The organism is Pseudoalteromonas sp. A3 (assembly GCF_025942345.1).
GTDB classification, from domain to species: domain Bacteria; phylum Pseudomonadota; class Gammaproteobacteria; order Enterobacterales; family Alteromonadaceae; genus Pseudoalteromonas; species Pseudoalteromonas atlantica.
The window spans coordinates 1-20,517 of record NZ_JAPCKL010000010.1; the positions used below are offsets into that span (position 1 = coordinate 1).

Genomic DNA, 20,517 nt, shown 5'->3' on the forward strand with positions numbered 1-20,517 from the left:
TCATCTAATAACGCTTGCGAACTAAAACGTCCCTCCCAAAACCTGCCAGTGCAGTTATCTTCTTTATTTGCCCTGCGTGCAATGTATTCATTTAACATCCGCATAAACCAGCTAATACTTGACAGGCGCTCTCGATATTCCTTTACCGTTTGATTAAAAAAGATAAGTTCAGCTTTACTTAGCTTTTCACCTTGTATGTACTTTTGAGTAAGGACAGTACCTTTACACAGCTTGCGCCAGCGAATAACAATCGCTTTATCATTCAGTCTATTCGCCTTTTTATCATCAACATACAGGACTAAGTGCGTATGATTGCTCATAACAGCATAAGCACAGACGTCAATACAAAATATCTTGGCTAACTCTAGCAGCTTATCTTCAACCCACCCTCTGCGGTGCTCGTAAGATTGACCAGTAAAATGGTCTTCACCACACAAAAAAGCACGCCGAACACAACGTGATATACAGTGGTAGTACTTTGTATCAACCAAACTTACTTGACGCTTTCTTGCGATTGCCATAAGACACCCTGCTTGTTTTTTACACTTACAAAAGCCTAGTACTTAGTTAGCCAAACTGCAAAAATTAGGATGGGTGTCTAGTTTATTCTCATCTAGTTTATTCTCACCGTATATACGTTTAAGCTCACTTTCAAACGTTTTAATATGCTGATCAACTTGGGCATTTGCAACAACTTCAGTAATTATTAACTTAGTAAAAGGTTTAAAACGCCCAAAACCTTCATCTTTACCAAAAGGTCTTGATTTAATTAGTTTAAATTCATCTTCAATTTGCTTCGTTGTTGCAAAAACACCCGTATCCCGAACGGTGAAAGGAACTTTTTTTGCAGCTTCAACATCTTTTAATAAATGACCTACGCCAACGGTTACATAGCCTTTTGTATCTAAATACATATGAGGAACATTACCTTCATATTTCATCATATTTTGTTTTTGTTTCGTTTTTAAATTGCCAGATATTGGTACAACAGCTACCACTGCAGCACTAGCTAACTTTTCATTGATTTTACGAAAAGTAGCATCATTCGGATTTATTTTTCCATCGGGTCGAACCATATTTATGGCTTTGCTTTGGAATAACTTAATAGCAGCAATAGTTTTTGAGTTTTCTGGACGAGGGTTTAAGCGACCATCGACAACTAAAGCTTGTGTAGGTGGAATAAGTTTTAGTAATTTATTTAACGTGGTTTGTACGGTTTTAACATCATTTAAATTATTAGTACCGCCAAGCCCGACGGTTTGGGTTATTCTGATTGCCGTCATTGAAGAGTCCTTTTCTTTAGTGTCATGTTGTTTAAGAACAACGTGTTAGTAGCAAATTAACACCCACTCGTTAAAGTGGGTGTCTTTGTTATTTTGTTCAGCCTCCGAACCTTGTTCAACCATTAATTATATCGAATGAACCAATTTCTAAATATTCGAAGTTTTGAAACAACACCCCAAGTCCATGGCTCGGATCCCATGAACAATCAAGAGCAACACCAAATTCTATTTCTTCTGGCTCAAAGCAATATGGAATAATAATATTCTTCAAAACCACTAATTCCGACATAGCTAGCTTGGAAGATACATAGGGGGCGTCTTTTAATCGTTTATTTTTAGCTAAACTGGACTCAATACTACTATGGTTGGACGTATAATATTGAAAAACTTTAGATTCAACTATTAATAGGACTTGATTTAAATTGTTTTTCAAATAATTCAAAACTTTCTTTTGTTCATCTTCAAAGTCATTTATATCACCCTCACCATCGACGCAAATATTAAGAGATTGTTTTTTTCCATAAAAAACGACATCGACACTTAAGTTCCAACTGTCCTTATATTCAAACTTTTCTTTAATAAACTGTATCATATAATTAAACCCTACTTACCATTCATTGCATTGACTTCGCCAAATCCGCCAACATGCTTAAATTTACCATTTATTATAGTCGGGACTAACTCAATAGTCTTCATATCTTCTTTTTCATGCCATGTTAAAGAGTTTACTTTCCTGTATTTTTTTATATCTTTTAATGGAAGATCCATATCTTCAGCTAACTTGCGATCTAATGCATTATGTAAAGGTGTTCTATCTGTACCTATCGATTCCCATCCAATATCATTAATCGTATAGGTTACTTCTGCAACAGGTGAAAAATCAGGGTAAGCATTTTCATAATTTATTCCCTCAACTCCATAATCAGCGATTACTTCGTTTACACTAGGATTCGTAGAAATGAACATTGATTCACCTCGTTCACCACTCCAGGATCCGTTATTGATCGGGGTTTGAGCTAAACGTTCTTCATAAGTTGTATAAGGAAGAAATTCATTCAAAGAATCTAAACTAGCCTCAGTCAGTGGTACATTTCCATCACTAGTTTCAGGCATCCCCTGTGATAGCCAATCTTCAAGTGTCCCTTCTCCACCATTGGCCTTCCACATCCTAAATTGCATATCTTGCTGAGGATCGGGAGTACTCCACTCATCACCATCTACTCCAACTGCTTTATAATAAACCTCGTCTCTATGTTTGGAGTAAATAGTTCCATCAGGCGCAGCCAGTTCCTCTAAAACTCCACCCGTTGATGGGCTATATGCTAGCAAAGATACTGTACCTACAGCCTTTGCTAACCAAGGTGCAACTGTCGCTAGCAGTGACCTTTCGGCAACATATAACGCATCATTAGCAGCTGTTTGAGTTGCTATTCGTACTACGTTAGTCGTCGTTTGATTAACTATCGGCTGAACAGGAGCAACCTTAGCTACTGCTAAAGCAGCTAATCCATGTTTAATTTCTTTAGGTGTTAAATTACCATCCTGAGCAGCTAAGTATAGTTTATCTGAAAGTTCAGGGCTAATTACTCCTGATTGAGTACAGTTGTTTAACGCCTGTTTCAGTGAGGCTTCACCCTCCTTACACATTAACCCAAACGGGTCTACCCAATTCACCGGATTCGGCGCATATTGATAGTGGTTTATGCCACCCACTAAGCCAATTGGATCTTGGTTTATAAAACGCTGTTGTTTGGGGCTGTAGTAACGGTAGCGGTTGTAATGTAAGCCACTCTCTTCATCTAAATACTGCCCTTGAAAGCGGATTGGCTGAGTGAAGCTGCTTTCTTTATTAGTGTCAGGCTCAGCTTTTGGCTCCTCATAACCATACACATCAGCTTGGTTTTCCCATACGACTTGCGCTTTGTTGTTGGTAACAAACCGCGGCGTATTAAGCTGGTCTAGGTGATAGTAGTACACCTCACCTTGTTTAATTAGTGCTACTGGATGAAATTGATTTTGCAGGTTGATATACCAGGTATATTCACCGTGTTGGCATTCGCCGATTAACTGGTCGTTATCCCAAATGTAGTCAATTTTGCCGTGCTCGGTGTGTTTTGCGATACGACGCCCGAGAGGGTCGTAGCCGTATTGCGTGAGCGTGCCGTTATTATTAAAACAACTTAATTGGTTAAATGCATTGTATTCACGACGGGTTTTTATGCCTTTACCGGTTTCGCGTATTTGGTTACCAAACTCGTCGTAGTAAAAGTCGCTGTCGCCAAATTGTGTCAGACGGTCAGCGTCGGTGGCACTGTTTATTGTGGTGTTGTTAGTACTTTCATTGTTTGCTACTGAGTCAGCGTTGCTACTATTTTTACTACTATTTGGCGCTAACTCATTGTATTCGCTATGCGTGGCGTGTGTTAAATCAATAGAAGAGCTGACTGTATGCTCATTACTGGCTGCATCATGTTCTATACCCTGCTCGCCTGTATCTCTAAGGTCTGCATCGCTTGTGTTTGATTGAACAGTCTGACTTTGCGGGTTACCAAAGCTATCCCACTGGTAGTGCGTGGTTGTATCAGCACGTGAGCTTGCCAGTGTTTGTTGTATTAACTGGCCGAGACTGTTGTATTCAAAATTGATATTTTGGCTGCTTACGCCTTCATTTTTGCGGGCAATAAGCTGGTTTACACTGTCGTAGTTGTACGTACAGGTATCAAATAATGCTTGCGCTGGGTGTGTAAGCTGCTGCTGCGTTAAACGGTTAAATACATCAAACTGTTGATTGAGGGTAATGCTGTTACCAAACTGCTGGGTTTTAATATTACCTTGGCCGCATAGCAATAAAAGTCTTAAGCAAAATTGCTTAAGTCTTCAAACATCCATGTTTTTAAAGAGTGTTTTCATCCCTATTTTTAGGATGGGTGTCTTGTTTGTTTTTCTTGTTTTTGTGTCTTGTTTGTTTTCTATTTGTGTTGTTTTTGGTTCACATTACTTTTAATGTCTGAAGTCAAGATTTGACCACTTTGGTTTTACTAAACTCATTCATTATTCAATCGTTCAATTTCATCAGCCAATTCTTGATCCCAAGAAAAATCGATATTGAATTCACCAGTTGGCTTCAAATTGAATACAGCACGATTCCACTTGTTCGAATCATTTTCAGTAGTTATTTCATGTAGCTCTTCTATATCATCGAAAATACTATCATCAACCTCGAAGTAACTAACTGAGGTTCCAACTTTATAATTTCCAGAAAAATCCCCAGCATCTCCAAACCACTCTATCTCGATAGATGCTGTTTCCCAATCATTCTTTATGCTATTGACAATTCCATCAGCTATAGACAAATAAATTTCCTGCATTTCTCTATTTCCCATTCTAACCTCCTGATTTATTTTTAAAAATACGCTTAGATGGCTTTCCATCTACTTTATAGCGAACTACAAATTTACTTGGGCGCTTAGATTCTCCCTCATATACAGCTTTAATATCAACCTCAACACTCTTGGGCGGCTCTTCTTTTAGAGCTTTTGCCCACTTATTTTCCATGCTCTTCCAAGCACCTTTATTGAGGTTGCCATCCATAGCTGCATAATTTATTTGTTCACCTGGCCCGTCAAAAATAGAGGCTATTAAATGACCGCCCTCATCTTTATCAAGTCCATCTTTTATACCATCTAGCTTACCTGCTTTAGCTTGTTGGTACGTATTTCTATCTGCTTTCGATAAATCCAGTTTACCACTTACTGAGTTTACTCGTCCAAGTTCATCAGTCCCGTATGTATAATTGCCAACTTCATACTTAGTATTTGGCTCTAACTTACCATTGAGAACTTTATTCCAACCACCTTTTTTACCTGGATCTAGCTTTATGACATTATCCAGCTTTTTAACTACTGGCTCTAGAGCTTTGTCTGCAAGCTTCCCAGGTATCGCGGCTATTGCTACTGTCGCGACACCTGCGGCAGTCATACCTTCGTCAAACATACCAATTAAGGCATCGGCAACATCTGCGACACCTTCAACTGCCCATTCTATCGGAAAAATACTTACTGGTTTTAAACCTTCCTCTTGTGGTATTGAATTCAGATTATCCTTAATCTCCTTAGGCGTTAATTGCCCATCTTGAGCTGCTTTAAATAATTTTTCAGATAGTTTTGGACTTATGCACCCAGAAGCTACTCTTGTATCTAACGCTTCTTTTAAGCTCTTCTCACCCTCTTCACACATCAATCCAAACGGATCTACCCAATTCACCGGATTTGGCGCATATTGGTAATGGTTTATCCCGCCCACTAAACCTATCGGGTCTTGGTTTATAAAGCGTTGTTGTTTGGGGCTGTAGTAGCGGTAGCGGTTGTAATGTAGGCCGCTCTCTTCGTCTAAATATTGCCCTTGAAAGCGGATTGGCTGAGTGAAGCTATGCTCTTTATTAGCGTCAGGCTCGGCTTCTGGCTCTTCATAACCATACACATCGGCTTGATTTTCCCATACAACTTCTGCTTTGTTGTTTGTCACAAAGCGTGGGGTGTTAAGTTGGTCTAGGTGGTAGTAGTACACCTCGCCTTGTTTAATCAGCGCAACTGGGTGAAATTGATTTGGCAAGTTGATATACCAGGTATATTCACCGTATTGGCATTCGCCGATTAACTGGTCGTTATCCCAAATGTAGTCAATTTTACCGTGCTCGGTGTGCTTGGCAATACGACGACCGAGTGGGTCGTAGTCGTATTGGGTGAGCGTGCCGTTGTTGTTAAAACAGCTTAACTGATTAAACGCGTTGTATTCACGGCGGGTTTTAATGCCTTTGCCGGTTTCGCGTATTTGGTTACCGAACTCGTCGTAGTAAAAGTCGCTGTCGCCAAATTGTGTTAGGCGGTCGGCCTCGGTGGCACTGTTTATTATGGTGTTGTTAGTACTTTCATTGTTTGCTGCTGAGTCAGCGTTACTACTATTTTTACTACTACTTTCACTACTATTTGGTGCTAACTCATTGTATTCGCTATGGGTGGCGTGTGTTAAATCAATAGAAGAACTGGCTGTATGCTCGTTATTGGCTGCATCATGTTCTATACCCTGCTCGCCTGTATCTCTAAGGTCTGCATCGCTTGTGTTTGATTTAACTGTTTGGCTTTGCGGGTTACCAAAGCTATCCCACTGGTAGTGTGTGATTGTATCAGCACCTGAGCTTGCCAATGTTTGTTTTATTAACTGACCCAAGCTGTTGTATTCAAAATTGATGTTTTGGCTGCTTACGCCTTCGTTTTTACGGGCAATCAGCTGGTTTATACTGTCGTAGTTGTACGTACAGGTATCAAATAATGCTTGCGCTGGGTGAGTAAGCTGCTGCTGCGTTAAACGGTTAAATACATCAAACTGTTGATTGAGGGTAATGCTGTTACCAAACTGCTGGGTTTTAATATTACCTTGGCTGTCGTAGCTTAATGTTACAAGCGGCTCTGCGAGCTCAACCTCTTTACTGTTGGTTTGCTGTAAGTTAATACCGCTTAGCTGGCCAAACTGGTTGTAGCTGTATTTAAGCGTGGTTGAATCTGGCAGGGTAAGGGTTTGCCTTCTGCCGTATTCGTCGTAGCTGTATTTTAAGGTATGCGCTTGTTGCTGGTTATTAACTTGCTCGGCGCACAATAGCCTGCCGCCTTTATCAAAGCGTTGCTTAAGTGTTGATTGCGCATTATGTGCACGAGTAATTTTACCTTGCAGGTTATAGCTGTAGTAATTGGCGTTATTAATTATATGTGAGTCGCTTGCAAGGCTTGCATGCTGCGCAGTTACGCGGCCAAGGCTGTCGCGCTCTATTTTTACATGGCGTTTGTTGCTTTGTGTTACTGAGGCTAAGCGGTTACAGGCATCGTATTTATACTGCTGTAGCGTGCCATCAAACCCTGTTATTTGTGTTGGGTTTTCGTTCGCGTCGTAACTTATGCGGTATACGTGGCCGTCGCTTCGCTCTATGGCTGTTAAGTTTCGCTCTTTGTCGTACGTTAAATGCAGTGCGCTGCCATCGGGCTGAATAACACAGTGCGGTTGGCTTAGCCCTTCAAAGTGTTGCTCGGTGGTGTCGCCTTTGCTGTTTTGCGAGCTAATTAACCGCCCTGCTTCGTCGTAGCTAAAGTATTGATGCTGTTTATTTTCAGGCTCGTTTTCATCAAAGGCAATTGTTTGTGTAAGCTGGCCGTGCTCATTGTATTTATATTGGGTGAGTAAGCCTGCGTTATTCAGTGTGGCATTTACGCGGCCTAAGCTGTCGTAGCTGTAACGTACTAACTCATCGTTATGATGCTTTGCTAATAGCTCGCCTTGCTCGTTCCAAATAAATTTGGTGATTTGACCATTTTTATTAATATGCTGGGTTAACTGGCCGAGCTTATCGTAGCTGTATAACGTGGTGCGGCCATCACCAAAGGTTTCGCTTTGTAATAAGCCAGCCACACTGTATTTACGCGTAATGGTTTGGCCATCAGGTAAGGTAGTTAATACACGTTGCCCAAGTTGGTTGTAAGCAAAATGGGTTTGGCTACCATCTGGCTGCGTTATTGTTTCTAATTGGCCGAAAGGTGTGTAGCTATAGCGCATTGTGCTGCTATCGGGCTTTATTTCACTGAGTTTTTGGCCTTGTGCATTGTATGTATATTGCCAAACATTGCCGTTAGGGTCGGTATGTTTTACCAATTTACCTTGTGCGTTATGTACAAAGTGTTCTTTGTGGCCGCGAGAGTCTATACAGGTTGTTTCACCGCGCTCAAGGTTGTATTCAAACTGGTAGGTATAGGTATTGTTATCGCCCCACTGCTTTATACATTTAGCGCTGGGTGAGTAGCTATCCCACTCAAAATGATGGCTAAAGCCACTGGCTCGGGTACGCTTTGTTAATAAATTAGCGGCGTTATACGCGTAGCGCTCAGTTTCGTTTTGCTGATTAGTAGACTGAACAAGGTTTTTGTTTTCGTCGTACTCATAGCTTGCAAGTAATGGCGATAACAATTGTTGTTTGTTGTTTTTATCGGTGCAGTACGCTGCTATTTTGCTTAATAAACCTTGCGCGTTGTAGCTAATTATACAGCCACGTACTTTATTTACTTCTATACGATGTAGGCGCTCTTTAGCATCGTAATAAAACGCGATGCTTTGGCCTTTTTCGTTAATTATTTTTTCAAGCAACCATGCACTTTCGCCTGGTTTAAAGGTAAGGTGTTGGTCATCTGGTGTTACAAGTACTTGCTTACCATTTGTTTGGTAATGTAGCGCAAGGTTACTACTTAACTGATAGCTTGATTGGCCAGGTTTCACCTTTTCAAATTTATGTTTAGCGCCGTGCTCGTCTTGGTACTCTAACCAGTAAGTGCCTTTTTGCTTAGGGCCCACTTTTGGCGGCGGCAAATAATGCTCTGTAAGGCTTGCCATAAAGTCATGGCGCCAACCATTACCCATTGTTGTGCATACATCAGCATGAGATGAGCGATACAAACGTCGCCACACTAATTGGCGACTGCCTGCTAGGGTAAAATCGATAAGCGGGAGAATTTCTTCGCCAGAGAGCATTGAAACCGGATCTGAGCGGCACTCTTGATTTGTAATGGGCTCTTCACTTGCGGTGTTATTACTTGCACCACCCGTATTTTTAGCGGGTGCTTGCGATGCGCTTTTACCTGATGCGGTTGAGCTTGATTTATTGCTCGACTTTTTTCCCGCTGAGCCACTATTAGTATTATCGCTTACTTGAATGGCCGACTTTGCTTTTTGGTGGAAACACGTTACTGCGCCACTTACTAAGGCTTGGGTAAGTACGCTTGCGGTTTCGCGAGCTGATGCGCTGCGTGGGCAGTTAACGCCAGCACTATTTAATAAATTAATTACATCAAGACGTTTGGCAGCGTCACCTGTTAACGCACCACCAATTTGAGCTATTTGTTGTTTAGCCGTTTCTGGGGTGTTTGCCACAGTTGGCGCATAACCTGACGGCGTTTGGCCTTTGCCAGCAACTAGGCAAATGGGGTAACTCGTTCCTTGTAAAACAACCGTATTACTTTGCATTAGTTGTGTACTTCCTCACTTATCCATAAGTATGATGCTGCGGCCTGATATTTTGATTGTTCTTGAGAAATCACTAAAGCGTGTTTAAAGTGATTTACAATAGCCGGGCTTGAGGTCAATTGATATAAATTGACGAGTCCTTCAAGCGCACCAATTTTACCTAATTTGTAATTAGGTAATTCATAATGTGTATGCTCATTAATTAAATTACTGAGCAATTGTAAATTAGTCAGCCAAACATCACTTTGCTGATGTATGCCGTTGCCAGGTGCAAATATAAGATCTATATGGTCTTTATTATCCTGTGCGATTTTGGAAAATATACCGCCTAGTTGGTCGTGCTTTATAAAATCTATTGAAGGAGCAAATTCATGACTAGTTTGCATCCAGCCAATTTGAGCCGTTTCAATAGCCGCAAGTGCACCACCTACTCCTAAGTATACCCACTCATTGTTTTTATCGGCTTTATAGGTAGCATCAATGGCAATCACGTTTGCCTTATGCCATTTTTTTTGCACCGCCAACTGCACTAACGTATTAGCACCAACAGCGCCATAAAATAATAAGTGCTCTACATGCTCAGGGAACAACTGTTTAAAACTTTTTGCTAAAAGCTGCTTTAGCTCATCTTGGTACGCAAGTGCTGGCAATAACCATACAAGTGGTAAGTTTGAGTCTTCTACTTTTGCAAAAAGTTCTTTCGCTTTTACTATGCAATCATAAATACAGGCATTCCATGATTGCCAAGTAATACCGTTAGGTGGGTTTGGAGTATCTGCATATAGCAGTGTATCTATGTCTTGCGACAAAGGCGTAGAAAAACAGCTTACGTTTACATTAAACGCCTTCATGCTTGCGCCTCTGCTTTTACATTTTTAGCCATCGATTTGTAGTAGGTATACAAATTAAATATTGCTTGGCTATAACAGTCCATTGCCGACATTTCTATTGCGTTTAACCTTTTATTAAGAGATTTGCCACCTACAAACCTCTGCAAGCAAAGCTCCTCCTCGTATTTAGGCCAGTTTTGCTGTAACTGCTGTTTAAAAGCCACTAGTGCTTGTTGTTCAGCATTAAATGCATTTACTTGAATGTCATAGCTTACGAGTAAATCGAGCTTATCACCGAGCATTCGCCTTATTAAGGCAATAATAGCTGTTGGGTTTTCTACTTGGTTTAACGACATACACGCTAAGGGCACTAGCTTTACATAGCCACTTTGTAATAACACATGTAACGTGTCATCTAGTGTTAAAACATTGCTTGCGTAATTACTTAATGCGTTTACTTGTTCCCAACTTAGTGATAATAAAAAAAGCGACATTAACGGTGAATTAACAAGCTTACTTTTACATAGCTCATCAAACACATGTTTTAGCACTTGTATGTTTGCATTAGAGTTGAATGCACTGATAAGCGCCACTGTTTCGGCTGATGTTGCCTCTTGTTCGGTGCTATCAGCCAATGCAAAATAAATAGTATTTAAGTCAATTAATGCAATTAAATTAAAGCTGTGTTGCTGTAATAAAACTTTATAAATAACAGCCTTTGCTAAGTCATGCAGGGATGAGCTGTTGAGCAACGAGTTTATAAAAGCCAGGTTAATTGTTTGCGGTAAATTAGCCATAACCTCTATACATGCCTGCGCAGTCACATCAAGGCTTTGCTCACTCGTTACTAACGTATTAATTAAAGTTAAATCGGGTTGTGTAAAGTGTTGAGGAGTATTATTTTTTTTAGCGGTTAGCCACGTTGTTTCTAACAGCTTTTTTTTAAGTGTTTTTACATAACCTACAGAAGTAAACGGGCAGCACTGCGCCTTACTAATACAGAGCAATTGTGCTTGATGATTACTTATGTAAGTAGACAGCAAGGTTAGCCACCTATTAATACAGTAGGGTTACCAACAACAATTTTTCCGCCGTGGGAGCTATCATCACCCATTCGAGCTGCGGGTTTACCGTTAATTTTTACGCTACCAGAGCCTGACTTTATGCTGTCGGGTGGGCCAATACACACTAACATATCGCCTTTACGTGCTGCGGGCATGCTACCTATTAATACATTAGTTGAGCCTACCACAACAGGGCCGCCAACATGCGGGACTGTACCTGTGGTTTTAGGGCATACATGCATATGACCAATTGTAGCTGCGGGCTTACCCATAAAGACTCCTTGTCTTATTTACTTTTTGACAATAAAACTAATCAAATAAAGGAATAATTAATAATTTACTTTGAGAAACTAAACCCGATAAGGTATCAACTAATTCTGCCTTACTATAATCCGAAATTGATACCGGGCTTTGTAATGCGTACTGATATAAAGCGGCTATGGTATCTTCACTATTTAAAGCATTATGTAAATTACTTAAAAACTGATTAGCATAATAACCATCCATAGCTTTTAAATGCGTTAAAGCAGGATTTAGCAATGGATCATCCGGCCTATTTATTGGCAAACAAATTAAATACGGCAAACCGTAACGGCAATATACAACGTAACCATTATTATTAATGCCGTTTCTATGCCCTGTATAAAAGCTATTTATTATTTCCATAACTGCACTAATTTAATTTAATCATGCCGGCAGATAAAGTAATGGCGCTACCATCAACTTTAACGTTACTGCCTTTAATGTCTATATTAGTGCCTTCTATAGTTATATTACCGCTGCTGCTCATTTTAATTTGTGCAGAGCCTGTTTTAATTACTATTTCATCACCGGCTTCAATATTAAGTGTTTTACCCACTTTTAACGTGTCGTTTTCACCTATATCGTCACTGCGATTTTTAGCCACTTTTAGTGTTTCATTATTGCCAATATCAACTTTTCGATCGTTGCCAATTTCAATATTATGGTCGTGATCTGTTTTGTCGTTTTGGTCATTTTTTACGTAAAGCTGCTTATCTTTTTCTGCTTGAATATAAACCAGCTCGCTGCCTTTTTTATCCTCAAACCTTAGCTCATTAAAGTTATCGGCTCCGCCTTCTTTGGTAGAGCGTGTTTTAATACCACTTTGTGTTTTTTCACCAGGTAATGCATACGGAGGCATTAAATCTGCGTTGTACACTGCTCCGCTAATAATTGGTTGGTCTGGGTCGCCATTTATAAAGTCTACAAGTACTTCTTGGCCTACCCGAGGGAAGAAAAATGCCCCCCACTTTTTACCTGCCCAATTTTGCGCAACACGGATCCAACATGAACTTTTTGAATCTTTTTTACCTTCTCGGTCCCAGTCAAATTGCACTTTTACGCGACCATATTGGTCAATCATTATTTCATCGGCGCTGTCGCCAGTTACGATTGCCGTTTGCACACCGTTTATAACTGGTTTTTTCTTATTTATTTGCGCTCTGTAGGGTATATCTTTGGGTACACATTCAAAATGGTTTGAGTACACTTCTTCAGCACTTGATTGTAATGCACCCGATTGATTAGGTATTGTTATTGACGTCATCATAGAGGTAATGACAAATGTTTTACCTTCAAGACGTGGGTCTTCGTGCTTTTTAAAGCTAAAAAGTTTACCCACTGTAAATGAACGGCAATCACTGCGACCACTAGAAAGCTTCATGTCTCGCTGTAATGACTCAAGCTGAACAGATGCTAAATTAGCTGCGCGCGGGTGGCATTCTTGCTCGCCCGTGTATTCAAAAATTTCTGATACTGATTGAGTCGGTAACTCTGGATTAGCTTGCTCACCATCAGGGTACCGTGATGGCTGTTTAAAATCGTAACCAACGCGTTTAAAGCTGCCTGGCGCAATACTTAAACCGCCCTGCCAACGTGATACATGGGATTCGCTTAAATGGCCAGTTGAGTAAACAACCTTTGCTTCGTCGCACACTTCATAAGCTGTAATATCATCAGCCAATACCAAGGTATGGTTGCTGTTTGTATGCTCAAAAAAGTAAAAAATACCTTCTTGTTGAAGTAATCGTTGGATAAAGTCAAAGTCTGACTCTTGGTACTGAACACAGTACTCGTATTTAGGGTATGTCTTGCTGGTTTTATCGCTAAAGGCAACATTGTGTTGGCCAAATAGGTCAGCAAATATTTCTTTAATTGTTTTCTTTTGGAATATTCGGCTGTTTTTACGGTTGCGCATAGATGCTGCAAACGGGACGATAGTTGCTTGGTAATCTATATAGTTTTTTTGTTCTTCTACATCAGCTGTACGGCTGCCGTTTGAAACTAAATGGCTCACTATACCGTGATAGTACCGATCGCCGCCCCCATCCGCATTTTTCACTTTTATAGATACAGGCTTACCTACTAAATCTTCGTGCGCTATTTGCTTGCCAATTGTGTACATATTGGCAGACATAACAAATAAGTCTGACATTGCCTCTTGGGCAACAAAACGAGTTAAATAGAGGGCATCTTTACCAGCAGGGGTGCTAATCTGAATTACGTTATTGTCTTGTGTTTCTTTTTGCATTCCTTGCTATTCCCTTCCTAAAGATCTAAAAAGCTCCGAGCAAAGCTCAGAGCTATAAAAAGGTAAAATATATTACATTTTTTTACCAGTAACACCGCTGTAACCGTAAACACGCTTAGCAGTAGTATCATTTTTGTCATTTGTAGGCGTAACAGCCATTTCCATCTCTGTGTAACTAATAGTGATAGTTTCGATTGGACGATCACCTTGAACAGATACAGAGAAGCTAGAAATCATTGCATCAGTTAGTTTGATGTTAACAATTTCTTCAACTACGTCACCTTGCTTAGTAATATGGAACTCAGCTGGTAAACCTTTACCTATTGTTGCTTCTTTGAATAAGTCTGTAGATGCATTATCTTGAAGTTTAGTAATAGTTAAATCACCTAAACGAGTAGAGCTAGACTCACGGTCCATCGCTGTACCAGTATATGAAGTGATTTCACGGCTTACATTAAAATCAAGAGATAAAACAGTGATTGTACCTTCAAAGCCTTCAGCTGTAGTTTCGCCTTCGATAGGTCCGTATTTTAAATATGTATTTGCTTGCATTTGATAATGCTCCTTTTAATTAAACTTATGTTATCCATTTGTATTGGATTATTTACTTTGGTTTACCCAAAATTCCTTCGAAATCATTATCTTTAATACAGCAATGAAAAGGCCTTCAGATTCCTTTCCTTAGATGAAGACAATGTCTCAAAAATTCCATGTAGCGATATCAGGCACCAAAATTATAATGCCCTAAAACTAAAGAAACAACCTTAATAACAAGTTATTTCAATTTAATTTTAAACTAAAATTAATTTAACTCTAATTCAAATTCATTATCTCTAACAAGCAGGGATATACTATTTATTTCTTCATAGCTTACCATGCTTGATAATAAAACCTCTGAAAGTAATGGCAGCACCCTGTTTTGTAAAATAGTATGTATATTACGTGCGCCTGAGCCAGCATTTTGACAATTTGCGATAATATATTCAATCACACTGTTATTATAAACCAATTCAGCATTGTAATGTTTTTTAACGCGTTTAATTATTTTATTTATTTGAATAGCGGCAATTTCAGTAAGAATATCGTCACTTAATGGAATGTAAGGTATTACATTAATGCGGCCTAAAAATGCAGGTTTAAATGATGCGAGTAAATCATCTTGTAATGCTTTTAATAACCCTTTGATACTTGGTTTACTTTCTTCGTCTTCAAATAAACTCATGGTGGTATCAGTACCCACATTAGAAGTCATAATAATGATTGTATTTTTGAAGTCGATATCACGGCCTTCACCGTCTTTAATTGTACCTTTATCAAACACTTGATAGAAAATATCTTGTACACCTGGATGAGCTTTTTCCATTTCATCGAGCAACACTACGCTGTACGGTTTTCTTCTTACGGCTTCGGTTAATATGCCACCTTCGCCGTAACCTACATACCCTGGAGGTGAACCAAGCAGTAGTGATACTTTATGCTCTTCTTTGAACTCAGACATATTAATAATGGTGACATTTTCTTCACTGCCATACACTTCTTGTGCAAGCGAAAGTGCAGTCTCGGTTTTACCTACACCACTTGGACCTGCCAACATAAAAATACCGTTAGGCCGGCTTTCATCTGCTAGTTGGGCGCGAGATGTTTGCACTACCTTAGCGATTAAATCTAACCCATGGTCTTGCCCTACAACACGTTTTTTCATTTGCTGTGCAAGGTTTAAAATGCCATGTATTTCATCTTCGTGCATTTTACCTACAGGTATGCCAGTCCAATCTGATATAACCTGTGCAATAAGCTCTTCATCCACTTGCCAATGAACCATATTATGTTCAAAAGCAGTTAACTTTTCTTTACTCTGCTTAAGATTGGCTAAAATTTCATCTGATGAATTTTCTTGTTCTGAGTTAATAGACTCGAGTGCCTGATTAAGCTCAGCTACAATTTCTTTTTCTACTTTAAACTGATCAGTTAACGGCGCTAACTGCTCTTCAATAGTTACAAGTTCAGTTTTAAGTGTATCTAGTTGCACTGAGTGATCTAAACCTGTTTTTTGTTCACGGTGTAGCATCTGCACTTGTGTTTCTATTTCGCTTAATCGATTTACAAGTTGCTCTATAGTGTTTGGTGTAGATGCTTGGCTCATTGCTACCCGCGCGCAGGCAGTATCTAATAATGCCACCGCTTTATCGGGGAGTTGCCTTGCCGTAATATAGCGATGCGATAAGTGCACTGCACTTTCGAGTGCTTGTTCAGAAATAAATACTTTGTGGTGTTTTTCCATTACGGGCACTAAACCACGTAACATAGCCACTGCTTTTTCTGGCGTTGGCTCTTCTACTTTTACCACTTGGAAGCGACGTGTTAGAGCAGCATCTTTTTCAAAAAACTTTTTATATTCAGCCCACGTTGTAGCAGCAATGGTTCTAAGCTCGCCACGGGCAAGTGCTGGTTTTAATAAGTTAGCAGCATCGTTTTGGCCTGCGGCTCCACCGCTACCAATCATCGTATGAGCTTCATCAATAAATAAAATAACCGGGTTAACTGAATTTTTTACTTCGTTAATTAATGATTTAAGACGATTTTCAAACTCGCCTTTCATGCCTGCACCAGCTTGCAATAGTGCTAAATCTAAGCTGTGAATTTTCACATTCTGCAGCACGGCCGGTACATCTTTTTGTGCAATTCTTAAAGCTAAACCTTCAACTACGGCTGTTTTACCTACACCCGCTTCACCGGTTAAAATAGGGTTGTTTTGACGGCGCCTGGTCAAAATATCAACCATCTGGCGAATTTCGAAGTCGCGTCCTAAAATGGGATCTATTTTTCCGGCTTTTGCTTGAGCAGTTAAATCAACAGTAAACTGGTCAAGGCTCGGGGTTTTAGAGTTTGTAGCCGATTGGCTAGGCGTGTTTTGTACTGAGTGATTGCGCTCTTGCGATTGAGCAACTATTTCCGGCCACGCATGAAGTAACTGCCCTGGCTCTATTTTATTAAATAACTTACTGCAACGGGTTACTAAGCTCGATAAAGTATCGTCTTTTACAAGCGTATAAATAACGTAGGCACTGCGAATTTGATTATCTGTAAACTCAATACTGGTACTTAACCAAGATTGCTTCAATAAGCTAGTAACATGTACAGATAAACTAGGTGATGACTCACTACCGGTTTTAAACGCTTCTAAAGATTGATTTAAGTCTTGTTTTACTTTTTCTATATCAATGTCAAAAGAGCCAAAAATCAGCCTTGCATCATCTAATTGCTGCTCAATCATGGCAAGTAGCCAGTGTTCAAGCTCGACAGTAAAATGACTACGGCTGTTACAAATTGCAACTGCGCCTTCTAGACTTTTTTTACAATCAGGGCTTAGCTTTTCAACTAGTTTATTCAGTGTCATCGAAGACATACTTTGTTCCTTTTAATTTTAATTATCCTTTAAACGATAACTGAGTGGGGGAAAACGTAGATGGATCTTTATTGGATACTAAAAAGCTGCTATTGCCAAGTTGGTAGTCATTTACTCCAAGCTGTATGGCTTTGAGCTTATGAAAATTAGACTTAACTTCTAAACGGAACTGCACTGCTCGGCCTAGATAATCCTTAGTAATATTTTTTGCTAATATAAATAAAGTACCATTTGGTAATAAGGCCCTAGCTTTATCAACATTTTCAGTGAAAATGTGGACTTCTACTAAAGAAGAGATATCCCAAACTTGCTTACCTAGGACAGTATCAACACCTAGCCTGGCATGACGCCCTTCAAATTCTAACCGGCTGGGCAGACTAGTCTGTTCTTGTATTTTTAGAGTTTTCCATTGGCCTATCATTTGCTGTATTTTTACATCACAACCTAAGTAATAAGTTAATATACTTTGAAGATCACTGGCATTACGTACTTTTCTGCTATACATACCTGAAAAATGGAGTTGACTTTCTCTATAACCTCCACTCAACAAACCTAATATTTTTGTATATGGATCTTTAGATTTATTGTTATTGATATGATTAAGCGAAGGTTTATACTTTTTCCAAGCTCGATAATATAATGATACTAATCTATGATTAAACATGTCATAAAAATCCCTCATGGTGGTATCTTTAAACCTTAATCGCTGTAAAACTAGTTCACTATAGAATTGAGGTAGTGCTCCTGCACAACCTGTTAAACCCATAAACGAAACTTCTATATTTACTTTCGCTAAATTGTCTTCATATCCGATATTTTCTATTTTACTTATGGCATTTCCTGGGAAACCCAATTTCTGAGTTGCTGTAAATTTAATGAGCTCTAGTTTAGGGCTGCTGTCATAACCGACATGTCTATATTCTAAGCCATTCTTTTTTAACTGACTTTCTATTATGAAGACAGCTTTATAAAAATCGACTTGTGAGGTCTGAGATATTAAATTTTCAATCATAGCAATGGGGTTTCCCCAACTCTTGCTGGCCATTGATAATAAATTTCATCCTGCTCTTTTAATTTCAAAGTTAAACGAGTGTAGCTATTGACAGCTGTAAATTGAGCAAAAAAATGGTCGAGTATAGAAGAAAAGAAAAACATGCCACTACCGGAAAAGTCATCATTGGCAAAAGTTAATTCTATTTCACTCCCAGATGCAAAGCTTACACGCCCCTTTTGTAGAACTCTAACAGTTGACGGTTCAACTTTTACTCTATAGATATTATCTATCATCGCTTTGGTTTGAGGTGATGCCTTAAAGTCGTATAAACGAAGCACCTCTTTTAATTTATGGCATGCATTCTCACCACTAAACGTATCTAGGGTAAGATGATTGATTAATTGCCACCTTGTAGAGTCTGCAATTACAGGCCTAACAGCGTGAGTAAAAGGTACTAGACAACGAATTTTTTTGATTACATCACCTCGCTCAGGCATTAATAAACCAAGCTCTTCATCGCCAAAAGGCATACTTACGGGTAAGTTTCTATTACTACATGTCCCTCTTACCGTTAGTACTGTATTACCACTACTATATTCCATAGCGGAGTTTTCAAAAGCAGCATCAACCAATGATAAATATGTTTCCGTACCAGATTCTACATAACCGCCTGCCCAAGCAGCAGTTTCTCTTCTGATGTGCCAAAATAAGTCATCATGGCCATAATATCGGGGATGAGTTTGTCCGTAAAAAGGAGTAACGACTTGTTTATTCCCTTTTTGATCGAAGGCTAGTACTTCTTTAATTTCTATAACCTCAGAAATTTCTGCATCCATGTACCTAGGTGATAGCTTATATTCGTACTCACTTAATTCTGGGCGTATAGGCTCTAGTTCTTGCTCAAATAAATTAATAATTGGTGTACAACCTAATAGAAATACACTTTTGTCAATTTGCTTCTCAAGTTCTGAGGACTCTGTATCAAAGTAAAAATAAATTTCGCAAGAGTTAGAGTTTTTAGGCAATGAACTTAAAATATTTTGTAGTTCAAAAAAGCGAAATTTCTCTGGAAAAGTGAAATTTTCTACAAGTAATCTATATCCGTTAGATGAACGCTGTGAATAAGGAATAACAGCTTCTTTATTTTTAAACCCTACCGGCTGAAGCTGAGTTTTAGATATGTACTTAACTCCCTCCTCACCGTTGTCAATCGCGACCCCTATGCAGTGTTTAAAAAGAAGCTCGTACACTTTTAAAGTGTGGTGCCACTGCCCATTGATGTATACTCTTAAAGTATCTAAGCCTGTTTCATGTAATGAGACACCCTTATATTCGCCTGCTAACTCTATTTTAAATATTGACTTAGCTTTTTTGTTCCATTTAGGTGTTGGTGCTACAAAAGGACTATTATCAAATTGGGCCGAAGTAATTTCTACCGGCCACAAGTAAGTCTCATAACATGTTTGAAATTTACATTGCTTCATTTCATCTACATTTGTTTCTACTTCACTATCTCTAGGAATAACGACTCCAGTTGTTGATAGATTTTCAGCTTCAAGTTTAACAACTGACATAGATGGGATAGGAGCTTGGTAATCAGGAAACAATTGGCCTAGTAAAGCATCTGTTAGCTCAGGAAAACTATCATCAAGCTTTTGTCTGATATTAGCTGTTAAAAAAGCAAAAGACTCTATAAGTCTTGATACATGTGGGTCTTCTATATTATCTTCACTAAGCTTTAATCTACCTGCAACTTTCGGATATTTTTCAGCGAAATCTTTTCCTAAATGACGCACGTACGCTAATTCACGATTGTAATATTTCAATAGTTCATCGTTCATAATGAAGCCTCGATTATTCTCATGCCTAAATTAACAGGCTCTACCTCTGAGTCAAAGCTAATAAACTCAGGCTCAGGATCTGCGTATAGCAATGCGTTAATTCTTAAATTAAGTACTCTATTTAAAGGAGCTTCTTCATCTGTAAAAACCTCAACTTCTAAAAAGCGCGGTTCGAACCTTTCTATTGTACTTTTAACTATTTCACATAATAATGCGCGCCCTTCATGAGATCCTACCGACATACTTGAAAAATCAGGCAACCCATATGAAAGGCATGAAGTTTTAAGCTCGCTATATTGACTCGGCCATGTATGCCATTGAATTCGAGCATTTAACAAAGCTTCTATATCTCTGCGCACGTTTTTTCTAAGTTCACTAATCATGATCCCCTCGGTGCGTGAAGGCGCATCCCGAAGTTCTGGTTCATCATCTATAAGCTTATCGAGAATAGAAGATTGTAGCTGTTGCTTGAGTTCAATCATTTCTAGCT

The 20,517-nt window shown here is 39.2% G+C and carries 15 protein-coding genes and 1 pseudogene; all 16 read right to left on the reverse strand.

The genetic code is table 11. From position 1 onward, the window contains the following. Positions 1 to 521: pseudogene (locus tag OIZ54_RS15430) on the reverse strand (transposase); the annotation flags it as partial. Between the two features lie 42 nt (positions 522 to 563). Next, positions 564 to 1,283 carry a hypothetical protein gene (locus OIZ54_RS15435; RefSeq protein WP_264390756.1) on the reverse strand — a complete coding sequence of 240 codons (720 nt, stop codon included), beginning with the start codon at positions 1,281 to 1,283 and terminating at the stop codon, positions 564 to 566. A 115-nt stretch (positions 1,284 to 1,398) separates the two neighbouring features. Continuing rightward, positions 1,399 to 1,875 (reverse strand): DUF6985 domain-containing protein, encoded by a 477-nt coding sequence (locus tag OIZ54_RS15440; RefSeq protein ID WP_264390757.1) that lies wholly within the window; start codon positions 1,873 to 1,875, stop codon positions 1,399 to 1,401. A gap of 11 nt (positions 1,876 to 1,886) precedes the next feature. Then, positions 1,887 to 4,130: an RHS repeat-associated core domain-containing protein gene (locus tag OIZ54_RS20295; RefSeq protein ID WP_319641012.1), complete on the reverse strand. Its 2,244-nt coding sequence runs from the start codon at positions 4,128 to 4,130 to the stop codon at positions 1,887 to 1,889. Between the two features lie 197 nt (positions 4,131 to 4,327). Next, on the reverse strand, positions 4,328 to 4,666 hold the full coding sequence (locus OIZ54_RS15455; protein WP_157743014.1) for an immunity protein YezG family protein: 339 nt from the start codon (positions 4,664 to 4,666) through the stop codon (positions 4,328 to 4,330). Between the two features lies 1 nt (position 4,667). After that, positions 4,668 to 9,341, reverse strand: coding sequence for a DNA/RNA non-specific endonuclease (locus OIZ54_RS15460; protein ID WP_264390758.1), 4,674 nt, complete (start codon positions 9,339 to 9,341; stop codon positions 4,668 to 4,670). Further along, positions 9,341 to 10,192, reverse strand: a complete 852-nt coding sequence (locus OIZ54_RS15465) for a hypothetical protein (protein ID WP_264390759.1) — start codon at positions 10,190 to 10,192, stop codon at positions 9,341 to 9,343. Before OIZ54_RS15465 ends, OIZ54_RS15460 begins: the two co-directional genes overlap by 1 nt. Beyond that, positions 10,189 to 11,214, reverse strand: a complete 1,026-nt coding sequence (locus OIZ54_RS15470; protein ID WP_264390760.1) for a hypothetical protein — start codon at positions 11,212 to 11,214, stop codon at positions 10,189 to 10,191. The genes OIZ54_RS15465 and OIZ54_RS15470 overlap by 4 nt, the downstream gene beginning before the upstream one ends. Before the next feature lie 2 nt (positions 11,215 to 11,216). Continuing rightward, positions 11,217 to 11,507 (reverse strand): PAAR domain-containing protein, encoded by a 291-nt coding sequence (locus tag OIZ54_RS15475; RefSeq protein ID WP_096042749.1) that lies wholly within the window; start codon positions 11,505 to 11,507, stop codon positions 11,217 to 11,219. 37 nt (positions 11,508 to 11,544) lie between these two features. Beyond that, positions 11,545 to 11,901, reverse strand: coding sequence for a hypothetical protein (locus tag OIZ54_RS15480; RefSeq protein ID WP_024032868.1), 357 nt, complete (start codon positions 11,899 to 11,901; stop codon positions 11,545 to 11,547). A gap of 7 nt (positions 11,902 to 11,908) precedes the next feature. Next, entirely contained in the window at positions 11,909 to 13,786 is a 1,878-nt protein-coding gene (locus OIZ54_RS15485) for a type VI secretion system Vgr family protein (protein WP_264390761.1), read from the reverse strand. A gap of 72 nt (positions 13,787 to 13,858) precedes the next feature. Then, positions 13,859 to 14,338: an Hcp family type VI secretion system effector gene (locus tag OIZ54_RS15490; protein WP_264390762.1), complete on the reverse strand. Its 480-nt coding sequence runs from the start codon at positions 14,336 to 14,338 to the stop codon at positions 13,859 to 13,861. A gap of 250 nt (positions 14,339 to 14,588) precedes the next feature. Next, positions 14,589 to 17,192, reverse strand: coding sequence for a type VI secretion system ATPase TssH (tssH, locus tag OIZ54_RS15495; RefSeq protein WP_264390763.1), 2,604 nt, complete (start codon positions 17,190 to 17,192; stop codon positions 14,589 to 14,591). A gap of 22 nt (positions 17,193 to 17,214) precedes the next feature. After that, positions 17,215 to 18,204, reverse strand: coding sequence for a type VI secretion system baseplate subunit TssG (tssG, locus tag OIZ54_RS15500; RefSeq protein ID WP_264390764.1), 990 nt, complete (start codon positions 18,202 to 18,204; stop codon positions 17,215 to 17,217). Continuing rightward, entirely contained in the window at positions 18,201 to 20,027 is a 1,827-nt protein-coding gene (gene tssF / locus OIZ54_RS15505) for a type VI secretion system baseplate subunit TssF (protein ID WP_264390765.1), read from the reverse strand. Before tssF ends, tssG begins: the two co-directional genes overlap by 4 nt. Beyond that, positions 20,024 to 20,509, reverse strand: coding sequence for a type VI secretion system baseplate subunit TssE (gene tssE, locus OIZ54_RS15510; RefSeq protein WP_264390766.1), 486 nt, complete (start codon positions 20,507 to 20,509; stop codon positions 20,024 to 20,026). Before tssE ends, tssF begins: the two co-directional genes overlap by 4 nt. Between the last annotated feature and the right edge of the window lie 8 nt (positions 20,510 to 20,517).

Bases quoted from the DNA above. Each gene is read 5' to 3' on its own strand.
- OIZ54_RS15435 (WP_264390756.1), bottom strand. From the start codon at position 1,283: ATGACGGCAATCAGAATAACCCAAACCGTCGGGCTTGGCGGTACTAAT.
- OIZ54_RS15440 (WP_264390757.1), bottom strand. From the start codon at position 1,875: ATGATACAGTTTATTAAAGAAAAGTTTGAATATAAGGACAGTTGGAAC.
- OIZ54_RS15455 (WP_157743014.1), bottom strand. From the start codon at position 4,666: ATGGGAAATAGAGAAATGCAGGAAATTTATTTGTCTATAGCTGATGGA.
- OIZ54_RS15460 (WP_264390758.1), bottom strand. From the start codon at position 9,341: ATGCAAAGTAATACGGTTGTTTTACAAGGAACGAGTTACCCCATTTGC.
- OIZ54_RS15465 (WP_264390759.1), bottom strand. From the start codon at position 10,192: ATGAAGGCGTTTAATGTAAACGTAAGCTGTTTTTCTACGCCTTTGTCG.
- OIZ54_RS15475 (WP_096042749.1), bottom strand. From the start codon at position 11,507: ATGGGTAAGCCCGCAGCTACAATTGGTCATATGCATGTATGCCCTAAA.
- OIZ54_RS15480 (WP_024032868.1), bottom strand. From the start codon at position 11,901: ATGGAAATAATAAATAGCTTTTATACAGGGCATAGAAACGGCATTAAT.
- OIZ54_RS15485 (WP_264390761.1), bottom strand. From the start codon at position 13,786: ATGCAAAAAGAAACACAAGACAATAACGTAATTCAGATTAGCACCCCT.
- OIZ54_RS15490 (WP_264390762.1), bottom strand. From the start codon at position 14,338: ATGCAAGCAAATACATATTTAAAATACGGACCTATCGAAGGCGAAACT.
- tssH (WP_264390763.1), bottom strand. From the start codon at position 17,192: ATGTCTTCGATGACACTGAATAAACTAGTTGAAAAGCTAAGCCCTGAT.
- tssG (WP_264390764.1), bottom strand. From the start codon at position 18,204: ATGATTGAAAATTTAATATCTCAGACCTCACAAGTCGATTTTTATAAA.
- tssF (WP_264390765.1), bottom strand. From the start codon at position 20,027: ATGAACGATGAACTATTGAAATATTACAATCGTGAATTAGCGTACGTG.
- tssE (WP_264390766.1), bottom strand. From the start codon at position 20,509: ATGATTGAACTCAAGCAACAGCTACAATCTTCTATTCTCGATAAGCTT.